11 protein-coding genes are annotated in these 14,988 nt (G+C 63.6%); 9 read left to right on the top strand and 2 right to left on the bottom strand.

The annotated features are described in order from the left end of the window. The first annotated feature begins 58 nt into the window (after nt 1-58). On the top strand, nt 59-1,111 hold the full coding sequence (locus O3139_RS13445; protein ID WP_269514579.1) for a LacI family DNA-binding transcriptional regulator: 1,053 nt from the start codon (nt 59-61) through the stop codon (nt 1,109-1,111). Between the two features lie 2 nt (nt 1,112-1,113). Here the strand turns inward: O3139_RS13445 and O3139_RS13440 are convergent, their stop codons facing one another. Both O3139_RS13440 and O3139_RS13435 read right to left on the bottom strand, forming a co-directional pair. Next, the gene (locus O3139_RS13440) at nt 1,114-2,724 is read right to left on the bottom strand and encodes an alpha-amylase family glycosyl hydrolase (RefSeq protein WP_269516494.1); all 1,611 of its coding nucleotides are present in this window, start codon (nt 2,722-2,724) and stop codon (nt 1,114-1,116) included. A gap of 38 nt (nt 2,725-2,762) precedes the next feature. Beyond that, nucleotides 2,763-4,514 (bottom strand): alpha-amylase family glycosyl hydrolase, encoded by a 1,752-nt coding sequence (locus tag O3139_RS13435; protein ID WP_269516493.1) that lies wholly within the window; start codon nt 4,512-4,514, stop codon nt 2,763-2,765. A 347-nt stretch (nt 4,515-4,861) separates the two neighbouring features. Here O3139_RS13435 and O3139_RS13430 point away from each other — a divergent pair, with 347 nt between their 5' ends. The 8 genes from O3139_RS13430 to hfaB (O3139_RS13395) all read left to right on the top strand — a co-directional run bounded on the left by O3139_RS13430 (nt 4,862) and on the right by hfaB (O3139_RS13395) (nt 14,973). Beyond that, on the top strand, nt 4,862-7,660 hold the full coding sequence (locus tag O3139_RS13430) for a TonB-dependent receptor (RefSeq protein ID WP_269514578.1): 2,799 nt from the start codon (nt 4,862-4,864) through the stop codon (nt 7,658-7,660). A 90-nt stretch (nt 7,661-7,750) separates the two neighbouring features. Next, entirely contained in the window at nt 7,751-9,289 is a 1,539-nt protein-coding gene (locus tag O3139_RS13425) for a tryptophan halogenase family protein (protein ID WP_269514576.1), read from the top strand. Nucleotides 9,290-9,408: 119 nt separating this feature from the next. Continuing rightward, nucleotides 9,409-10,449, top strand: a complete 1,041-nt coding sequence (locus O3139_RS13420) for a cupin-like domain-containing protein (RefSeq protein ID WP_269514575.1) — start codon at nt 9,409-9,411, stop codon at nt 10,447-10,449. Nucleotides 10,450-10,640: 191 nt separating this feature from the next. Beyond that, nucleotides 10,641-10,940: a hypothetical protein gene (locus O3139_RS13415; protein WP_269514573.1), complete on the top strand. Its 300-nt coding sequence runs from the start codon at nt 10,641-10,643 to the stop codon at nt 10,938-10,940. A 726-nt stretch (nt 10,941-11,666) separates the two neighbouring features. Further along, a complete protein-coding gene (locus tag O3139_RS13410) occupies nt 11,667-12,281 on the top strand; it encodes a hypothetical protein (RefSeq protein WP_269514572.1) in 615 nt (204 codons plus the stop codon). Nucleotides 12,282-12,351: 70 nt separating this feature from the next. Beyond that, nucleotides 12,352-12,786, top strand: coding sequence for a holdfast anchoring protein HfaA (gene hfaA / locus O3139_RS13405; protein WP_269514570.1), 435 nt, complete (start codon nt 12,352-12,354; stop codon nt 12,784-12,786). Nucleotides 12,787-12,817: 31 nt separating this feature from the next. Next, nucleotides 12,818-13,684 carry a holdfast anchoring protein HfaB gene (hfaB, locus tag O3139_RS13400; RefSeq protein WP_269514568.1) on the top strand — a complete coding sequence of 289 codons (867 nt, stop codon included), beginning with the start codon at nt 12,818-12,820 and terminating at the stop codon, nt 13,682-13,684. After that, on the top strand, nt 13,681-14,973 hold the full coding sequence (hfaB, locus tag O3139_RS13395; RefSeq protein WP_269514567.1) for a holdfast anchoring protein HfaB: 1,293 nt from the start codon (nt 13,681-13,683) through the stop codon (nt 14,971-14,973). Before hfaB (O3139_RS13400) ends, hfaB (O3139_RS13395) begins: the two co-directional genes overlap by 4 nt. Nucleotides 14,974-14,988: the final 15 nt, after the last annotated feature.

The following is a 14,988-nucleotide window of genomic DNA, read 5'->3' as shown; positions in this document are numbered from 1 at the left end:
GCTTCTAAAGCGAAGCTCTTGCCAACCGTCGCCTGCAGGGTGCAGATGCGGCGATGACGTGGTTTGCAGCAAATTTTGCAGAAGCGGCGGGGGCGGCTTGACGAAACGATCGACCCGCCTGGAGGACATCGCCATTCTGGCCGGTGTGTCCATCGCCACGGCGTCCCGTGCCCTGAATGACAGCCCGGCCGTCAATACGCGCACAAAGCAGAAAATCTGGAAGCTCGCCCGCGAGCACGACTATCCGTTCCGACGCCATATGCCTGCGGCTCCGATCGGCGCGTCGGGCACGATCGCCTTGGTGACGCCGCGGCCGCAGGGCCGCGAAGGCCGCCTCAGCGATCCGTTCTTTCTCGAACTCCTGGCCGGCGTGGGAGAGGCGGCGCGCGAACGCGGCTGCGACCTGGTCATGAGCCACGTCTCGCCCGCCAATCTGCATGACCTCAGCATCGCCATGACCACCAGCCGGGCGGATGGGGTCATCTTTCTGGGTCAGTCGACGCTGCACGCCGCCTTCAACCGGATCGCCGAGACCGAGGGACGGTTCGTTGTCTGGGGGGCCGAGCTGCCCGACCAGAACTATTGTTCGATCGGATCGGACAACATCAACGGCGGACGCAGGGCGACGTCGCATCTGGCCCGACTGGGGCGAAAGCGGATCGTCTACCTTGGTGACCTCGATCCGCCCGAGGCGCAGCAGCGTCAACGGGGCTACCAGGAGGCGCTCGAGACCGCCGGGTTCAGCGTCGATCCCGACCTGATCGTTCCGGCTCATTTCGAGGTCGAGAGCGCCGAGGCTGCGGTCGATTCCATGCTGCGCCGGGGACTGGATTTCGATGGAATCGTCGCTGCGTCCGACCTTATCGCGCTCGGGGCTGTGCGCGCCCTGTTGCACGCCGGCAAGTCGGTGCCCGGAGACGTCTCGGTGATCGGTTTCGATAATGTGCCGTTCAGCCGGTACAGCCGACCGGCCCTGTCGACGATCGCGCAGGACACGATGAAGGCCGGTCGCCTGATGATCTCCAAGCTGCTGGACCACGCCGGCCAGGGCGGCGGCCGATCCGAGCGGATTCCCACCGACCTGATCGTCCGCGAGACCTGCGGCGGCTGACATCACCCCGCCGTCCTGATGAGAATCCGCCCGATCATGGGCGGCAGGTGGTCGGAGCTGCGCGCGGTATCGTTTACCGACTCGATCGTCGTCCATCCACGAGGCTGGGTCCAAGTGATGTCCTCGTGACCCAGGTTGAAGACGCAAAGCAGGGATTCGGCTGCATCGGTCCGCTCGAACACCAGCAGGCTTTCCGTGGCCTCGATCACCGTCATCGTGCCCGTCCGGAACGCCGGATGTGCCCGGCGCAAGGCGATCAGTCGGCGGGTCAGATGCAGCGTGGATGCCGGGTCCCGCTCCTGCGCCTCGACCGTCAATGCCTTGTGGCGAGGATCGATAGGCAACCACGGCTCGCTGTCCGAGAAGCCCGAAAATCCATTATCGGTCTTCCATGGCATCGGTGTGCGTGCTCCGTCGCGACCCAGGGTCTCGGGCCAGTTGGCGATGGCTTCGGGATCAACGAGTCGTTCGAAGGGAACGTCCGCCTGCGGCAGGCCCAGCTCCTCACCCTGATAGACGAAGACATTCCCCCGCAGACACATCAGCAGCAGCAGGGCCATCTCCGCATAGGCCTTCGGGTCGCGACCCTGGGCCCAGCGCGACACGGCACGCGGCGCGTCGTGGTTGGAAAACGTCCATGATGGCCAGCCCTCGCCCGGCTTCCCCGGCCACATCGCGGGACCCTGTTCGACCAGGGCGGGTGTCAGACCGGGCGCGTACAGATAGAGGAAACCGTACGCCGACTGCAGCCGTTCGGTGCCCTGGGTATAGAGCTTCATTTCCTCGTCAGCTCTCTCTCCTCCGACCTCGGCCACCAGGAACCGGTCGCCTTCGTAGCTGTCGGCCACGCGTCTGAGACGCGTCAGGAACGGCAGGATGTCGATGTGCGACTGGTTGTGGATGTGCTGCTGGAAGTCGAAGGGGCGCGTCCGCTTGCCGGGAGCGAGAACCGGCGGGTTGTCGGTCAGCGCCGGGTCATGCATGGCGAAGTTGAGCGCGTCGCAGCGGAATCCGTCCACGCCCCTGTCCAGCCAGAACCGTGAGACCGCCAGCAGGGCCTCCTGCACCTGCGGGTTCCTCACGTTCAGCTGCGGCTGTTCCTTGAGGAAGTTGTGCATATAGTACTGGTGCCGGCGGGCGTCCCAGGTCCAGGCCGGGCCGCCGAACACCGACTGCCAGTTCGACGGCGGGGAGCCATCGGGCTTCGCATCGGCCCAGACATACCAGTCGGCCCTGGGATTGGTCTGGTCCTGACGGCTTTCCAGAAACCAGGCGTGCTGGTCGGAGGTGTGGGAATAGACCTGGTCGATGATGACCTTCAGGCCCAGTTCGTGGGCCCGGGCGACCAGCCTGTCGAAATCCGCCATCGTGCCGAAGATCGGGTCGATGCCGACGTAGTCGGATACGTCGTAGCCGAAGTCCTTCATCGGCGAGGTGAAGAAGGGCGACAGCCAGATGCCGTCCACGCCCAGCGATGCCACGTGATCCAGATGGGCGGTGATACCGGGCAGATCGCCGATCCCGTCGCCGTTGCTGTCGGCGAAGCTGCGCGGATAGATCTGATACAGGACCGCACCCCGCCACCATTCCCGGATGTCGGCAGCCGGCGCCAATCGGGTGGCCGGAGGGGCGTGGGTCAGAACTTCGGCAGTCAACGCACACCTTCAGAGGAACAGATCAGATAATCGAATGCGGGAACGGTGACGCGCAGGCTGCCGGGTGCCGAGGCCGCCGCAGGGCATGCGCCGCGGACGGTCGACCAGGTGGCTGAGGCCGCATCGACCTCGATGTTGGCGGTGATCGGAGTGGCCGAGGTATTGTAGACGACCAGGGTCTCGCCCGGCAGGTCGTCGATATGTCGCGACAGGGCGAAGATGCCCGGCGTTTCTGCGGCGAAACGCACCGTCTGCAGGCCGCGACGAAGGCGAACATCCGCCTGACGCAGACGCGCCATCCCGGAGATGGCCTGGTACAGGGGCGCGCCGGTCGCGAAAGGCGGTTGGGCACCTCCGACAATCCGGTCATCCCGATAGGAAACGACCTGGGTTTCGGCCATGTCCTGACGCGCCGCGCCATAGCCGCCCGCGCCCGTGAAGCCCTGTTCGTCGCCGTAGTAGAGCGTGGGAACGCCCCGGCTGAACATCATCAGCGCATGGGCCAGCGTCTCACGCTGCAGCAGTTCGGCGTCGGATATGTCGGGCTTCGCGGTCAGGATGAACCCCCCGATCCGTCCCATGTCGTGGTTTCCCAGAAAGGTCGGCAGCCCCAGGGCACCGGCGGTGCCCCCTTCGTAGAGCGCATCGGCGTCGAATACCTTGGCCAGGGCAGCCGGCGGGACGTCGCGCGCCACGATGTCTGTCACCGCGTACTGGAACGGAAAGTCGAGCACGGCCGGATAGCCGTCGACCCGGGTGAAGCGCGCCGTCACAGCCGGATCGACGTCATAGACCTCGCCGAAGATGTGGAAGTTTGGGATGCCCCTGGCCCGCGCCCGTTCCAGCATGGCCGGGACGAACGCCTGCCAGAACGCCGGGTTCACGTGTCTGGCCGTATCGATCCGGAAGCCGTCGATACCGTAACGATCGATCCAGTCGCCGAAGATCTCGATCATGCCCGCCACTACGCGGGGATGCTCGGTCATCAGATCGTCCAGGCCGGAGAAGTCGCCGTCGGTCGAGCTCTCGCCGCGAAACGTCGAGTCGCCCCGGTTGTGGTAATAGGCGGGGTCGTTCAGCCACGCTGGCACCTTCACCGTCTCTTCGCCGGCCGGAACGTAGGGCGTGTAGGCATAGTCCGATCGCGTCAACCGGTCGAAATGGCTGCCGTCGAACCCTTCGTTGATCGCTGCCCCGTCGATTCCGCCCCGCCGCGTGAACGGATAATCGGCGCGACTGCGATAGGTACAGTCATTGGCCGGGCACTCGCGGTAGCGGATGACATCGGCCGTATGGTTGGCGACGATGTCCATATAGACCTTCATGCCGCGCGCATGGGCGGCATCGACCAGTCTGTGCATGGCCGCTTCGTCCCCGAAATGAGGATCGACGCGGGTGAAATCCGTGATCCAGTAGCCGTGGGCTCCGGCGAACTCCCGACCCGGCTCGCCCTGCACAGGCTTGTTCTTGAAGATCGGGGCCATCCAGATGGCTGTGGCCCCCAGTCCCTGGATGTAGTCGAGTCGACGCTCGACGCCGGCCAGATCCCCACCGTGGTAGAAGCCTTCGTCGGTCGGGTCGAAGCCGTGCTCAAGTCGCCCGCCGGGAATCGCGCCGGTGTCATTGGTCGCGTCGCCGTTATCGAACCGGTCCGGCATCAGAAAATAGATGACCTCGTCCTGGGGCAGTCGCGCGCGAAAATCGGTCGTGGTCTGGGCGAAAGTCGGGTGCGCGCCCAGCATCACCATGAACGCTGCCAGACTCACGGGTCCCGGACCCCATAAACGACGCGCTTTTCGGGTCATGGAATTTCGTCCCACTGTGTCCCGGATGCATAGCCCGGGCACTTTCTTTGCAAGATTTTGCAGTCCTCATGAAGCGCTGTCAATGGCGATACGGTCCCCTGGCATCGCGCAAAAAATCCATGTTGCGCTGCAATATCGCGCTTTTCTGGCTGATATAAGCACAAGGGGCCGTGCCCAATTGCTGCCATGACAATTACCGGCTTGCCATCCCGACAAAAGTTTGCATATTTTTGCGAACGGTTCGGGATCGCTTCGTCAGAAACGCGAGATGGCCGTCAGGGAGAATGACAATGAGAATTCGTTCGAACACGCGTTCGCGTCTGATGGCGGGCTGTGCGGCTGGTGTGGTCGCGCTGCTGGCCATGGGCACGGTTGCCCAGGCTCAGACGGCACCGCAGGACGACGAGACCCAGGTCGACGAAGTGGTCGTCACCGGGATTCGCGCCTCCATCGCCAACTCGATTGCCGCCAAGCGGCGCGAGACATCGATTGTCGAGGTCGTCACAGCCGAAGACATCGGCAAGCTGCCGGACCAGTCGATCACCGAATCACTTGCCCGCCTGCCCGGCCTCGCCGCCCAGCGCCTGGATGGCCGGGCCCAGGTGATCTCGGTGCGGGGCTTGGGTCCCGACTTCACCACAGCCCTGTTGAACGGCCGCGAACAAGTCACGACCGGCGACAACCGTGGTGTCGAGTTCGACCAGTTCCCGTCGGAACTGCTGGCCTCGGTCGTGGTTTACAAGACGCCTGACGCGACCCTGGTTGGCCAGGGTCTGGCCGGCACAGTCGATCTGCGGACCATTCGCCCGCTGGAATATGGCCGCAAAGCCCTGGCGCTTAACTATCGCTACGAATGGAATGACCTGGGCTCGCTGGTCGCTGGTGCCGAGGATACCGGTAATCGCTACAGCGTTTCCTTCGTCGATCAGTTTCTCGACGACACCCTGGGTGTTGCGCTCGGCTATGCGCATCTTGAGTCGCCGTATCAAAATGAGCGCTACAACGCCTGGGGTTATCCGACGATCGATTGCGGGTCCGACGTTGTCTGCGTTGACCCCGATGGTGCCGGCCCGTTGCCGCGAGCACCGCGGCCCGGCTACTCCGAAGAGATTGGCCAACTGGTTCTGGGCGGCGCCAAGCCCTACGCGCAGTCAGGCCTGCTTGAACGTGACGGGTATATGGGCGTCCTGGAGTGGCGTCCGAACGACCGCGTGAAGGTCGTTGGCGACGCCTTCTATTCCGAATTCAATAACACCCAGGTCCTGCGCGGTATCGAGATGCCACTGTGGTGGGGGGCCAGCAACGGGGTCCAGGAGGTCTTGCAGCCTGTCACTACGATCGAAGACGGGCTGATCACCTCGGCGACGTTCAACAACGTCGACGGCGTCATTCGCAACGACCTGAACACCCGTGACGCCTCGACTCTTGCGCTGGGCCTGAACGCCAGCCTGGAGCTGAACGATCGGTGGACGATCTCGGCTGATCTCAGCCACTCCAAGGTCGAACGTACCGACCAGGTGATCGAGTCTTACTCCGGCACCGGCTACAACGCGGCCGGAGCGAACTCGACCGTTCGCTATACGATTGACGAACGCGGTGTCGCCCAGTTCGACATCACTGGCGTCAACTATGCGGATCCCAACGTCATCCGTTTGACCGATCCGCGTGGCTGGGGCGGTAGCCGGGTCCAGGCCGGTTATCTGAACTCGCCAAACACCGACGATGAGCTGAATGCTGTTCGCGTCAATCTGGCGGGTGATGTCGATTTCGGCGCGATCAGCTCCGTCGAGATCGGGGTCAATGTCAGCAGTCGCGAGAAGACCTTCGTAGCCGACGAATTCTTCCTCCAGCCGGCGGGCGGAGCGACGTCGGTCGCCATCCCGAGCGCATGTTTGCTGCAGCCCACGACTATCGAGTTCCTGGGTTTCTCGATGATCAGCTATGACACCGCGTGCGTGCTGGACTCGGGTGTCCTGGTGGCTCAGCGCAACCCGAACTTTGACGTCGTGTCCAAGAATTGGGAAGTGACCGAAGATATCACCAACCTGTTCTTCCAGGCCAATATCGAACAGAACCTGGGTCCGGTGCTGATGACCGGCAATATCGGCTTCCAGTATCTCAAAGTCGAACAAACCGGATCAGGCTTTGCAACATCTTCGGCCAGTTCGACCCTGGTTGCGATCAACGACGGTGACGACTACGCGGACTTCCTGCCCAGTCTGAACCTGATCTTCCAGCTGACGGACTCTGACGTGCTGCGCCTCGCCGCCGCCAAGGTTCAGGCTCGGCCACGAATGGATCAGATGCGCGGAAGCCAGAACTTCAGCTACAATCCCACCAACATCAATTCGACGAATATCAACTCGGCTTATTTCGGCGGTAGCGGCGGAAATCCCAAGCTTCGCCCGTGGGAAGCCAATGTTTATGATATCTCGTACGAACATTATTTCGGGCCGGGTGCCTATATCTCGATCGCGGGTTTCTACAAGGACCTTACTTCCTACGTCTTTAACCAGAAAATCGCGTTCGACTTCACTGGCTTCCCGGTCCCGGGAGCTCAGCCGGCGTCGTTCCTCGGTCTGTATAACTCGCCCCAGAACGGAGAGGGCGGTGCGATCCAGGGAATCGAGATCGCGGCTTCCATCCCGTTTGGCGAATTCTTCGAGCCGCTTGACGGCTTCGGCCTGATCGCCAGCTATTCGGATACATCCAGCGAAATCCAGCCGGACCCGGGCAATCCAGCTCGTCCGATCGAGGGCCTGTCGGAGCGAGTCTCCAACGTCACGCTCTACTATGAGAAGGACGGTTTCCAGGCCCGTGTTTCGAACCGGTTCCGCTCGGACTTCCTCGGCGAAGTCGCGGGTTTCGGCAACGGCCTGACGTACCGTGCCGTCGGCGAGGAAAGCGTGGTCGATGCCCAACTGGGATACGAGTTCCAGTCCGGTCCACTGGATGGTCTTTCCGTCCTGGTCCAGGGTAACAACCTCACGGACGAGCCGTTCGTCACAAACAACGGCATCGAACGTCAGGCCATCGACTATCAGGTCTACGGCAAGACCTTCCTGTTCGGCGTCAACTACCGCTTCTAGTTTCTCCACCCCGAACTGATCAGCTCCGCCGCCCCCGGGCGGTGGAGCTTTTTGCTGGCCGCGACCCAGGCCGGTCGTTAGGATCAGAGAATGGAACGAGCGCCTATCAATCGGGTGGTGATCCTGGGTGGCGGCTCAGCGGGCTGGATGGCTGCCGCCGCTTTGAAGCGGGTCTTTGGTGCCTTGACCGAAATCACCCTGATCGAGTCCGAGGCGATCGGCACCGTCGGCGTGGGCGAGGCGACGATCCCCGGTATTCGCCTGTTCAATCAACTGCTCGGTCTGGACGAGGACGCCTTTCTGAAAGCCACCCAGGGCTCGATCAAGCTGGGCATCCGTTTCGACGACTGGCTGGAGAAGGGCCATTCCTACATTCATGGCTTTGGTGACGTCGGCCTGCCGCTCGCCGGGCTGGGCTTTCACCAATACTGGCTTCGTGCCCGTGAGGCGGATGCGACGTCAGCTGGGGATCTGTGGCGCTACAGTCTGAACGTCCAGGCGGCCCTGGCGGGCCGTTTCTCGCGTCCGGAGGTGGTCGCACCGAACCGGATGGGCGGACTGATCTGGGCCTATCATTTCGACGCGGGACTGTACGCCAGGATGCTGCGCGAATGGTCTGAGGCGCGTGGCGTCATCCGGGTCGAGGGCAAGGTGGCGAATGTCGGGCTGCGGCCCGACGACGGCTTTGTCGAAGCCCTTACCCTGGAGGACGGCCGCCGGGTCGAGGGACAGTTGTTCATCGACTGCTCCGGCTTTCGAGGCGTGCTGATCGAAGAGGCGCTGAAGACCGGCTATCAGGACTGGACAGACTGGTTACCCTGCGACCGCGCCGTGGCCGTCCCGTCGCAGGGGGTCGGCACGGTGACTCCCTACACCCGGTCCAGGGCACGGGATGCCGGCTGGCACTGGCGCATCCCGCTGCAGCACCGCACGGGCAACGGCTATGTCTATTCCAGTCGGTTCATCGACGACGAGGCAGCGACGGCGGACATCGTTTCCCAACTCGATGGCCCGGCACTGGCGGAGCCCCGCGTGATCCGCTTCACCACCGGCAAGCGGTGCCAGATGTGGAACAAGAATGTCGTCGCGCTTGGGTTGGCATCCGGCTTCATGGAGCCGCTGGAGTCGACCAGCATCCATCTGGTTCAATCGGGTCTGGAAAAGCTGATCCGCCTGTTTCCAGACACCGGCTTTGACCCGGCTCTTGCCGCCCAGTTCAACCGTACGCTGGACGCGGAATATGAAGCGGTGCGCGACTTTCTGGTGCTGCACTATCGCGCGACGCGGCGAGACGACACGCCTTTCTGGCGGCACTGCCGGGGCCTGCCGATCCCGCCGGGACTCCAGCGGAAACTGGCGTCCTGGCGTGCATCGGCGGTCCTGCCGGATGAGGAAGACGACCTCTTCAAACCCACGAGCTGGCTTCAGGTCCTGTTGGGTCAGAACATCCAGCCGGACGGCCGCCACCGCTTGGCCGACGCCATTCGCGACGATCAGCTGGCCGGCTTCCTTAACGATGTCGGAGGGCTTGTGGCGCAGGGGCTGAAGCCGCTCGGTGGGCACGACGATTTCCTGCGGCGGCTTGGCATGACAGGGACGGACGTAGGATCCGGGAGCGCGGCGGCGTGAACCGCAGGGCGGTGATCGGGCGTAATGATCGATAGCTGCCACTTTCCGAGATAACGTCAGCGGCTTAGGGTATCCATGTGCCGACCGCCGCGCCGGGTGTCATGGATCAAGAAACGCAGGTGACCCAGCCATCCGTCCAGGTTCCGGTCCACCATGGCGTCGATCGCGCACGGTTCGAATCCGAGATCGTCCCCGCGGGTCGCCCGGCGGTCCTGAAGGGGTTGGTCAAGCCATGGCCGGCCGTGCGCGAGGCGGCAATATCCCCGGGAGCTCTGGCCACCTATCTCTCCCGCTTCGACAATGGTGGCCCCGTCCGGGCCTTCTTCGGCGCGTCGGATATGAAGGGTCGGTTCAGCTACTCCGACGACCTGACCGGCTTCAATCATGACCAGCGTCAGACCACGCTGCGCGACGTCGTCGCCCAGGTGCTGGACGGTCGGGATCGGCCGGATGCAGGTCACATCTATGCCGGCGGCGTCCCCCTGCCCAAGGTCCTGCCCGGTCTCGCCGAAAGCCACCCCATGCCCTTGCTCGACCCGGCCAGGGAGCGACTGACCTCGCTGTGGATCGGCAACAGATCGCGGACGGCGGCGCACTGGGACCTGGCCCAGAATCTGGCCTGCGTGGTCGCCGGGCGACGCCGCTTTACCCTGTTTCCCCCCGACCAGATCGGCAATCTCTATGTCGGGCCGATCGACATGACTCTGGCCGGCCAGCCGATCAGTCTGGTCGACATCGTCGAACCCGATTTCGAGCGTCATCCGAAATACAGGTCTGCGCTGGCCGTCGCCGAAGTCGCGGACCTGGAACCGGGTGACGCCCTCTACCTGCCCAGCCTGTGGTGGCACCACGTCGAGTCACTCGACAATTTCGGAGCCATGATCAATCTGTGGTGGCGGGATGGTCCGGAGTATCTGACCACGCCGATGCTGACGATGCTGCATGCGTTGCTGACGATCCGTGACCTGCCGCCTGGCGAGCGTCAGCAATGGCGCGCCTTCTTCGATCACTATATCTTCCAGACAGGGGACGACCCGGTAGGGCACCTGCCGCCCGATGCGCGGGGGATTCTGGGTTCCATGACCGGAGCCGTCCGGGCACGGATCAAGGCCATTTTGCTGCAATCACTCCAGCGCCAGGACCGTTCAGGCGACCATTGAATGTGATCCGTGCTCCCAGATCCTCGACCGCGGGCTCGGCCGCGACCACCGTCGTGACATGACGGGTGAACAGCATCGCAGAATTCGCTCCGAGGGCGGCAAGGTCCCGGGCTGGACTTTCCGCACCAGGGACGCTGCCGTTAACGCCAAAGCTTAAGCGAGGCTTCAGGGCCATGCTGGATTGTGGCCGCATGAGTTTTCCAATCGGCCACCCCAACCGTCGCATCGTGCAGAGAAGCCGTTTCGCCGAACCCTGTGTGGTCGATATCGGCAGGGGCCATACTGTGCAGGGTATTCTGCGCCAACTGGATCCCTATGGCGCGCGGGTCAGACTGCTCCAGCGCATAGGCTCGTCAATCGAGACCATTGCCATCGTCACCAAAGACGGGACGGAAATCTTCGGAACCACAGTATGGCAGAGCGAGGATGTCGTTGGCATCCAGCGCTGCACCAAATCCGAAACCATCCTTGTGCGCCCCACTTCTGTTTAGGTGGCCCCTCAGCGTCCCCAGCGATGCATAGGCGTTACGGGGGGATGACGCAGGCGAGGGGCGATCCCAGGCCCGGTCCCCATTCCTGAACCGAACCTGAAACCGGATCTGGACCTTTTCGGGCAACCGGCCCGTCCTGCGGCGCGCAGAACCCGTCCTGGCCTCCTGGCCACATCTCCGATAATGCCCGCAGGCATCTCCGGGGGTCGGGATGCGCTTGCAGACCGGGCCGGTCGACGGCTTTGGGTTTTTTCCCGCCCGTGGGCTCAATGTCAGGCCTGGTTCGCGAGGGCGCGATACCAGCTGGCGAGAACGGCCGCGATATCCGTTGTCCCGCCGGCAGGCCGCTTTTCGACGGCCCGAGGTTCGCCGCCGCGGGCATTCGCAGCGACTGCTTGAGGTATGTCTGCCGCCGATCCTCGGTCCAGAAGAACCGGTCTTCTGCCGCAGCGTCGGCCAAATCCCATAATGGCGCGATCGCGTGTTCCATTATGAGGTTAATGGAAATTGCGGCACAGATTCATCATGAATTGAGTACTTCCGGGCACCGTTTTCAATACGCTGATATCGTCAATCAGGCGCGAGGAAGTCGCGGTTTTGGCGAAAAGAAGCGTGTTTTCAGACTTATAAAGGTGAATAACCTCTAGATCGTTCTGAAACGCGCAGTTGGTATGGTCGTTGCTGACTTCCTCATGCCGAAACCCCGGCATCGAAAGGAACAGAACGATGAAGACGTCCCACGCTATCCTGGCTGCCGCCCTCACAATCGCCGCCTCCGCCGGCGCGGCGCAGGCCCAGAGCCTGAATACCGAGCAGCGCAACAACGCCAATGTCCGTGCGCAACTGAACGCGACGATCAAAGACATCGGCGAAGACGTCGCCCTGACTTCGGCGGCTATCGGTAACTCCTTCAGCGCCGACGGCGAGAGCCTTGGCAGCCTGAACAACTACCAGAATTTCTGGGGCGACGTGCGCTCGGACCTGTCGGCGACCGTCGCTGACGTTGCGGGCGATGTGTCTGTGACCTCCGCAGCCATCGCGAACTCCGCCAGCGTCGAAGGCGACTGGATCGGCCATATCAACAACACCCAGTACGCGGCCTATGACCCGACGGCCACGCTGAATGCGACCATTCAGGATGTCGAGGGTGACGTGGCCACCACCTCGGCGGCCCTGAGCAACTCGGCGACTTTCGACACCGATTTCGGCACTCTGGCTTCGAAGCAGGTCAACCAGGCCGGCGTCTATGCGGGCGTAAGCACGACCATCCGGGACGTCGCCGGCTCGGTGAACGTGACCGCGGCGGCCATCGGCAACAGCCTGACCGTCACCGGCTTCTAGGCTTCATCTACCGCAAGGTGTCGCCGCGTGAGAACGCGGCGACGCCGAGGTCCTCGAAAGGTCTCAAATCATGAACCGACTGAACTCCGCTCTGGGCCGCGCCACCGTTGTGGTCATTGCCACCGGCCTGTCCGTATCGCCGGTCATCGCCCAGAGCCGCCCGTCCCGCAGTGGGTCGCTCGCGACGTATGAGGCCGGTTACGGCAATGGCCGACAAATGGAGTCGCGCCCCTACGGCCTCGAGTCCGGAAGCCGGAACCGACTGATCGTCAATGGCATCATCCAGTCCGACGGCAACTCCTACAGCCGCTCTGAAGGGGCCACTCCCGCCCAGGGAAACAGCGGTGCCGACTTTATCTCGACGGGGGCGGACAGCGCGTCGAACACGGCGATCGGCAATCTCCTGACGGTTACCGTCAACGGTTCGTGGAACACGGTCATCGTCGATTCTCGCCAGACGAACTCGGGCAACATCACCGCCAACGGTGCCTCGGCACCGAAGTGATGGTCCGTTCCATCCCTTTGCAGAGATCAATATGACCCGGTCAATTCTTTCGATTTCAACTCTGGTCCTGGGCCTCGTCTGCGTGACGATGCCGGGGGTAGCGGCGGCCGCACCGGAAGACGGAACGGTCAGTGGCGGGCGGGTTCAGGCCACGTCCAACTATACGCCCTACACCCCTGCGCTGATCTGTCTGGCCGAGCGCAACAGAGCGATGGGTCGTCGCGCCCCCCGGGTGTCCGTGGGACGGATTGGCGATCTGACCGGACGGGTCGATTTTGACACGGGAGCCCGCGTCTCCCAGGGCGCTTCGCTCTTCGCCATCACAGCGCTGGCCCGCGCCGGCGCGCCAGTCGTCGAGCGGCTCGACAACACAGTGTCCCAGCTCGAACTTGACTATGCCCAGAAACATCTTCTTTCGGACACGCCCGAGCTGGCCGGGCAATCGGCCGAGAATTTTCGGCCAATCTTCGCCGGCCAGGTCGCGGGCTCCGATTTCTTCATTGTCGGCGGCATCACCGAGCTCAACTACAACATCCGTAGTTCCGGCCTGAACGCCCAGGTCGGCGAGACGGCGGTGACGGGTCTGCGGGGCAGGGCGGGATTGTCCGACTATGTGATGAATGTCGCCATCGACCTGCGAATGGTCGACAGCAGGTCTCAGATCGTGGTCGATACCGTCTCGTTCCAGAAGCAACTGGTTGGCCGGGAGATGAACCTGGGCCTGAGCACGGGCTCGGACAGCGTGGTCGGGGCCCTGTCGGGGGGGACCCAGGCGGTCGAACCCCTTCAGGCAGCCGTCCGCACCCTCGTTGAACGGGGCGTGTTCGAACTGCTGGCCGGCCTGCAGGCCGAGGGCACCTACAGCGGCTGCCTCAACGAAAATGAGGCTGCGTCATGAACACCAGAGGTCTTCTTGCGGGTGTCATGATCGCCTCCCTGCTGTCGGGATGCGCGTCGACGGGTTTCGACCCCGAGACCGGCCTCTATGCCGCGCCGGTCGGCGGGGCCCCGGCAACCGCGAACGCCACGCCCATCACACCGGCGCTCACCTGTCTCGCGTCCTCAGCAGTCGGCCGAGGCGTTGCGGCTCCACGCATCGCCGTCGGCGAGATTGCGGACCTGACGGGAAAGCTGGATCTGGAAACGGGACGCCGCGTCAGCCAGGGCGCGTCCCTGTTTGCCGTGACGGCCTTCGGGCGGGCAGGGGTGCCTCTGGTCGAACGGGCCGATCAAACGGTCGCCGAGGTCGAGCGGACCTATGCCACGGCCCAGGTCCTTTCCGATACGCCCACGGGAGCCGGCGAGGCACCCGGTCCGGTTCGACCGGTCAACGCCGGTCAGATCGCCGGTTCGCGCTACTATCTCGTCGGTGGCATCACCGAGCTGAATTACAACATCTCCTCCTCGGGTGGAGAGGCAGCCCTGGGTTCGCTCGACGCCGACGAAGCGAAAACGATCTTCGGTGCCTCGCGTTTCGTCATGAATGTGGCGATTGACCTGCGACTGGTTGACTCCGTTTCGCAGGAGGTCGTTGCGATTGCCGCCTACCAGAAGCAGATCGTCGGGCGTGAGATCCGCGCCGGCGTCTTCGACATTCTGGGGGGTGTGCTCGTCGACCTGTCGGGCGGACAGAGTGCTCTGGAGCCGCTACAGCTCGGGGTACGCGCCCTCATCGAACGCGGCGTCTTTGATGTGTCAGCAGAGCTCTATGGCCTGACAGGCTCGACCTGTCTCCCGGCCGATCAGACCATCGATACCTCGGGAGGCTATCGCCGCCTTCGGGCTTTCGCGTCGCCTCTCCCGATCACCGTTCCCATTGCGCCGACGACATCGGTCGCGGCCGAAACACGGCAGGCTCCGGCTGCCGTCCAGGGCATGGCGAACGTCGCGGCCACGGCCCCAAGCTCAATCATGGCGTATGCCCCGCGTGGGTACGGGGCAGAAGCTCCTGCCCCGGCAGCTTCATACGCGCCTGACCGGGCTGCCGCGCCCTGGACCGTGGTTCGGCCACGCCTCGATCCAAATGGCTGGAGGGTCCGCCGCGAGACCGCTCCCGGGGCGGAGATGGGGCTGAACACCCGCTCGTCCAATCCAGGCCCGGAAGCGAACGAAGGCGCTCGCCCTGACGCCATGGAGCGCAACAGGCAGCCGTTCTATGGCCCGGGAAGATTGCGAGCCGGCGGCTAGGGCGCGAATGCGCCC

The sequence above is a fragment of the Brevundimonas subvibrioides genome (genome assembly GCF_027271155.1).
In the GTDB taxonomy this organism is placed as follows: Bacteria; Pseudomonadota; Alphaproteobacteria; order Caulobacterales; family Caulobacteraceae; genus Brevundimonas; species Brevundimonas subvibrioides_D.
The sequence above is the reverse complement of the archived record's forward strand: the minus strand, read 5'-3'. Positions and strand labels throughout refer to the sequence as shown.

Excerpts from the sequence above, each read along its gene's own strand:
- O3139_RS13435 (WP_269516493.1), bottom strand. The coding sequence starts at position 4,514 with ATGGTGATGCTGGGCGCGCACCCGACTTTCGCCCAGACCACGACCGAT.
- O3139_RS13430 (WP_269514578.1), top strand. The coding sequence starts at position 4,862 with ATGAGAATTCGTTCGAACACGCGTTCGCGTCTGATGGCGGGCTGTGCG.
- O3139_RS13425 (WP_269514576.1), top strand. The coding sequence starts at position 7,751 with ATGGAACGAGCGCCTATCAATCGGGTGGTGATCCTGGGTGGCGGCTCA.
- O3139_RS13415 (WP_269514573.1), top strand. The coding sequence starts at position 10,641 with ATGAGTTTTCCAATCGGCCACCCCAACCGTCGCATCGTGCAGAGAAGC.
- O3139_RS13410 (WP_269514572.1), top strand. The coding sequence starts at position 11,667 with ATGAAGACGTCCCACGCTATCCTGGCTGCCGCCCTCACAATCGCCGCC.
- hfaA (WP_269514570.1), top strand. The coding sequence starts at position 12,352 with ATGAACCGACTGAACTCCGCTCTGGGCCGCGCCACCGTTGTGGTCATT.
- hfaB (WP_269514568.1), top strand. The coding sequence starts at position 12,818 with ATGACCCGGTCAATTCTTTCGATTTCAACTCTGGTCCTGGGCCTCGTC.
- hfaB (WP_269514567.1), top strand. The coding sequence starts at position 13,681 with ATGAACACCAGAGGTCTTCTTGCGGGTGTCATGATCGCCTCCCTGCTG.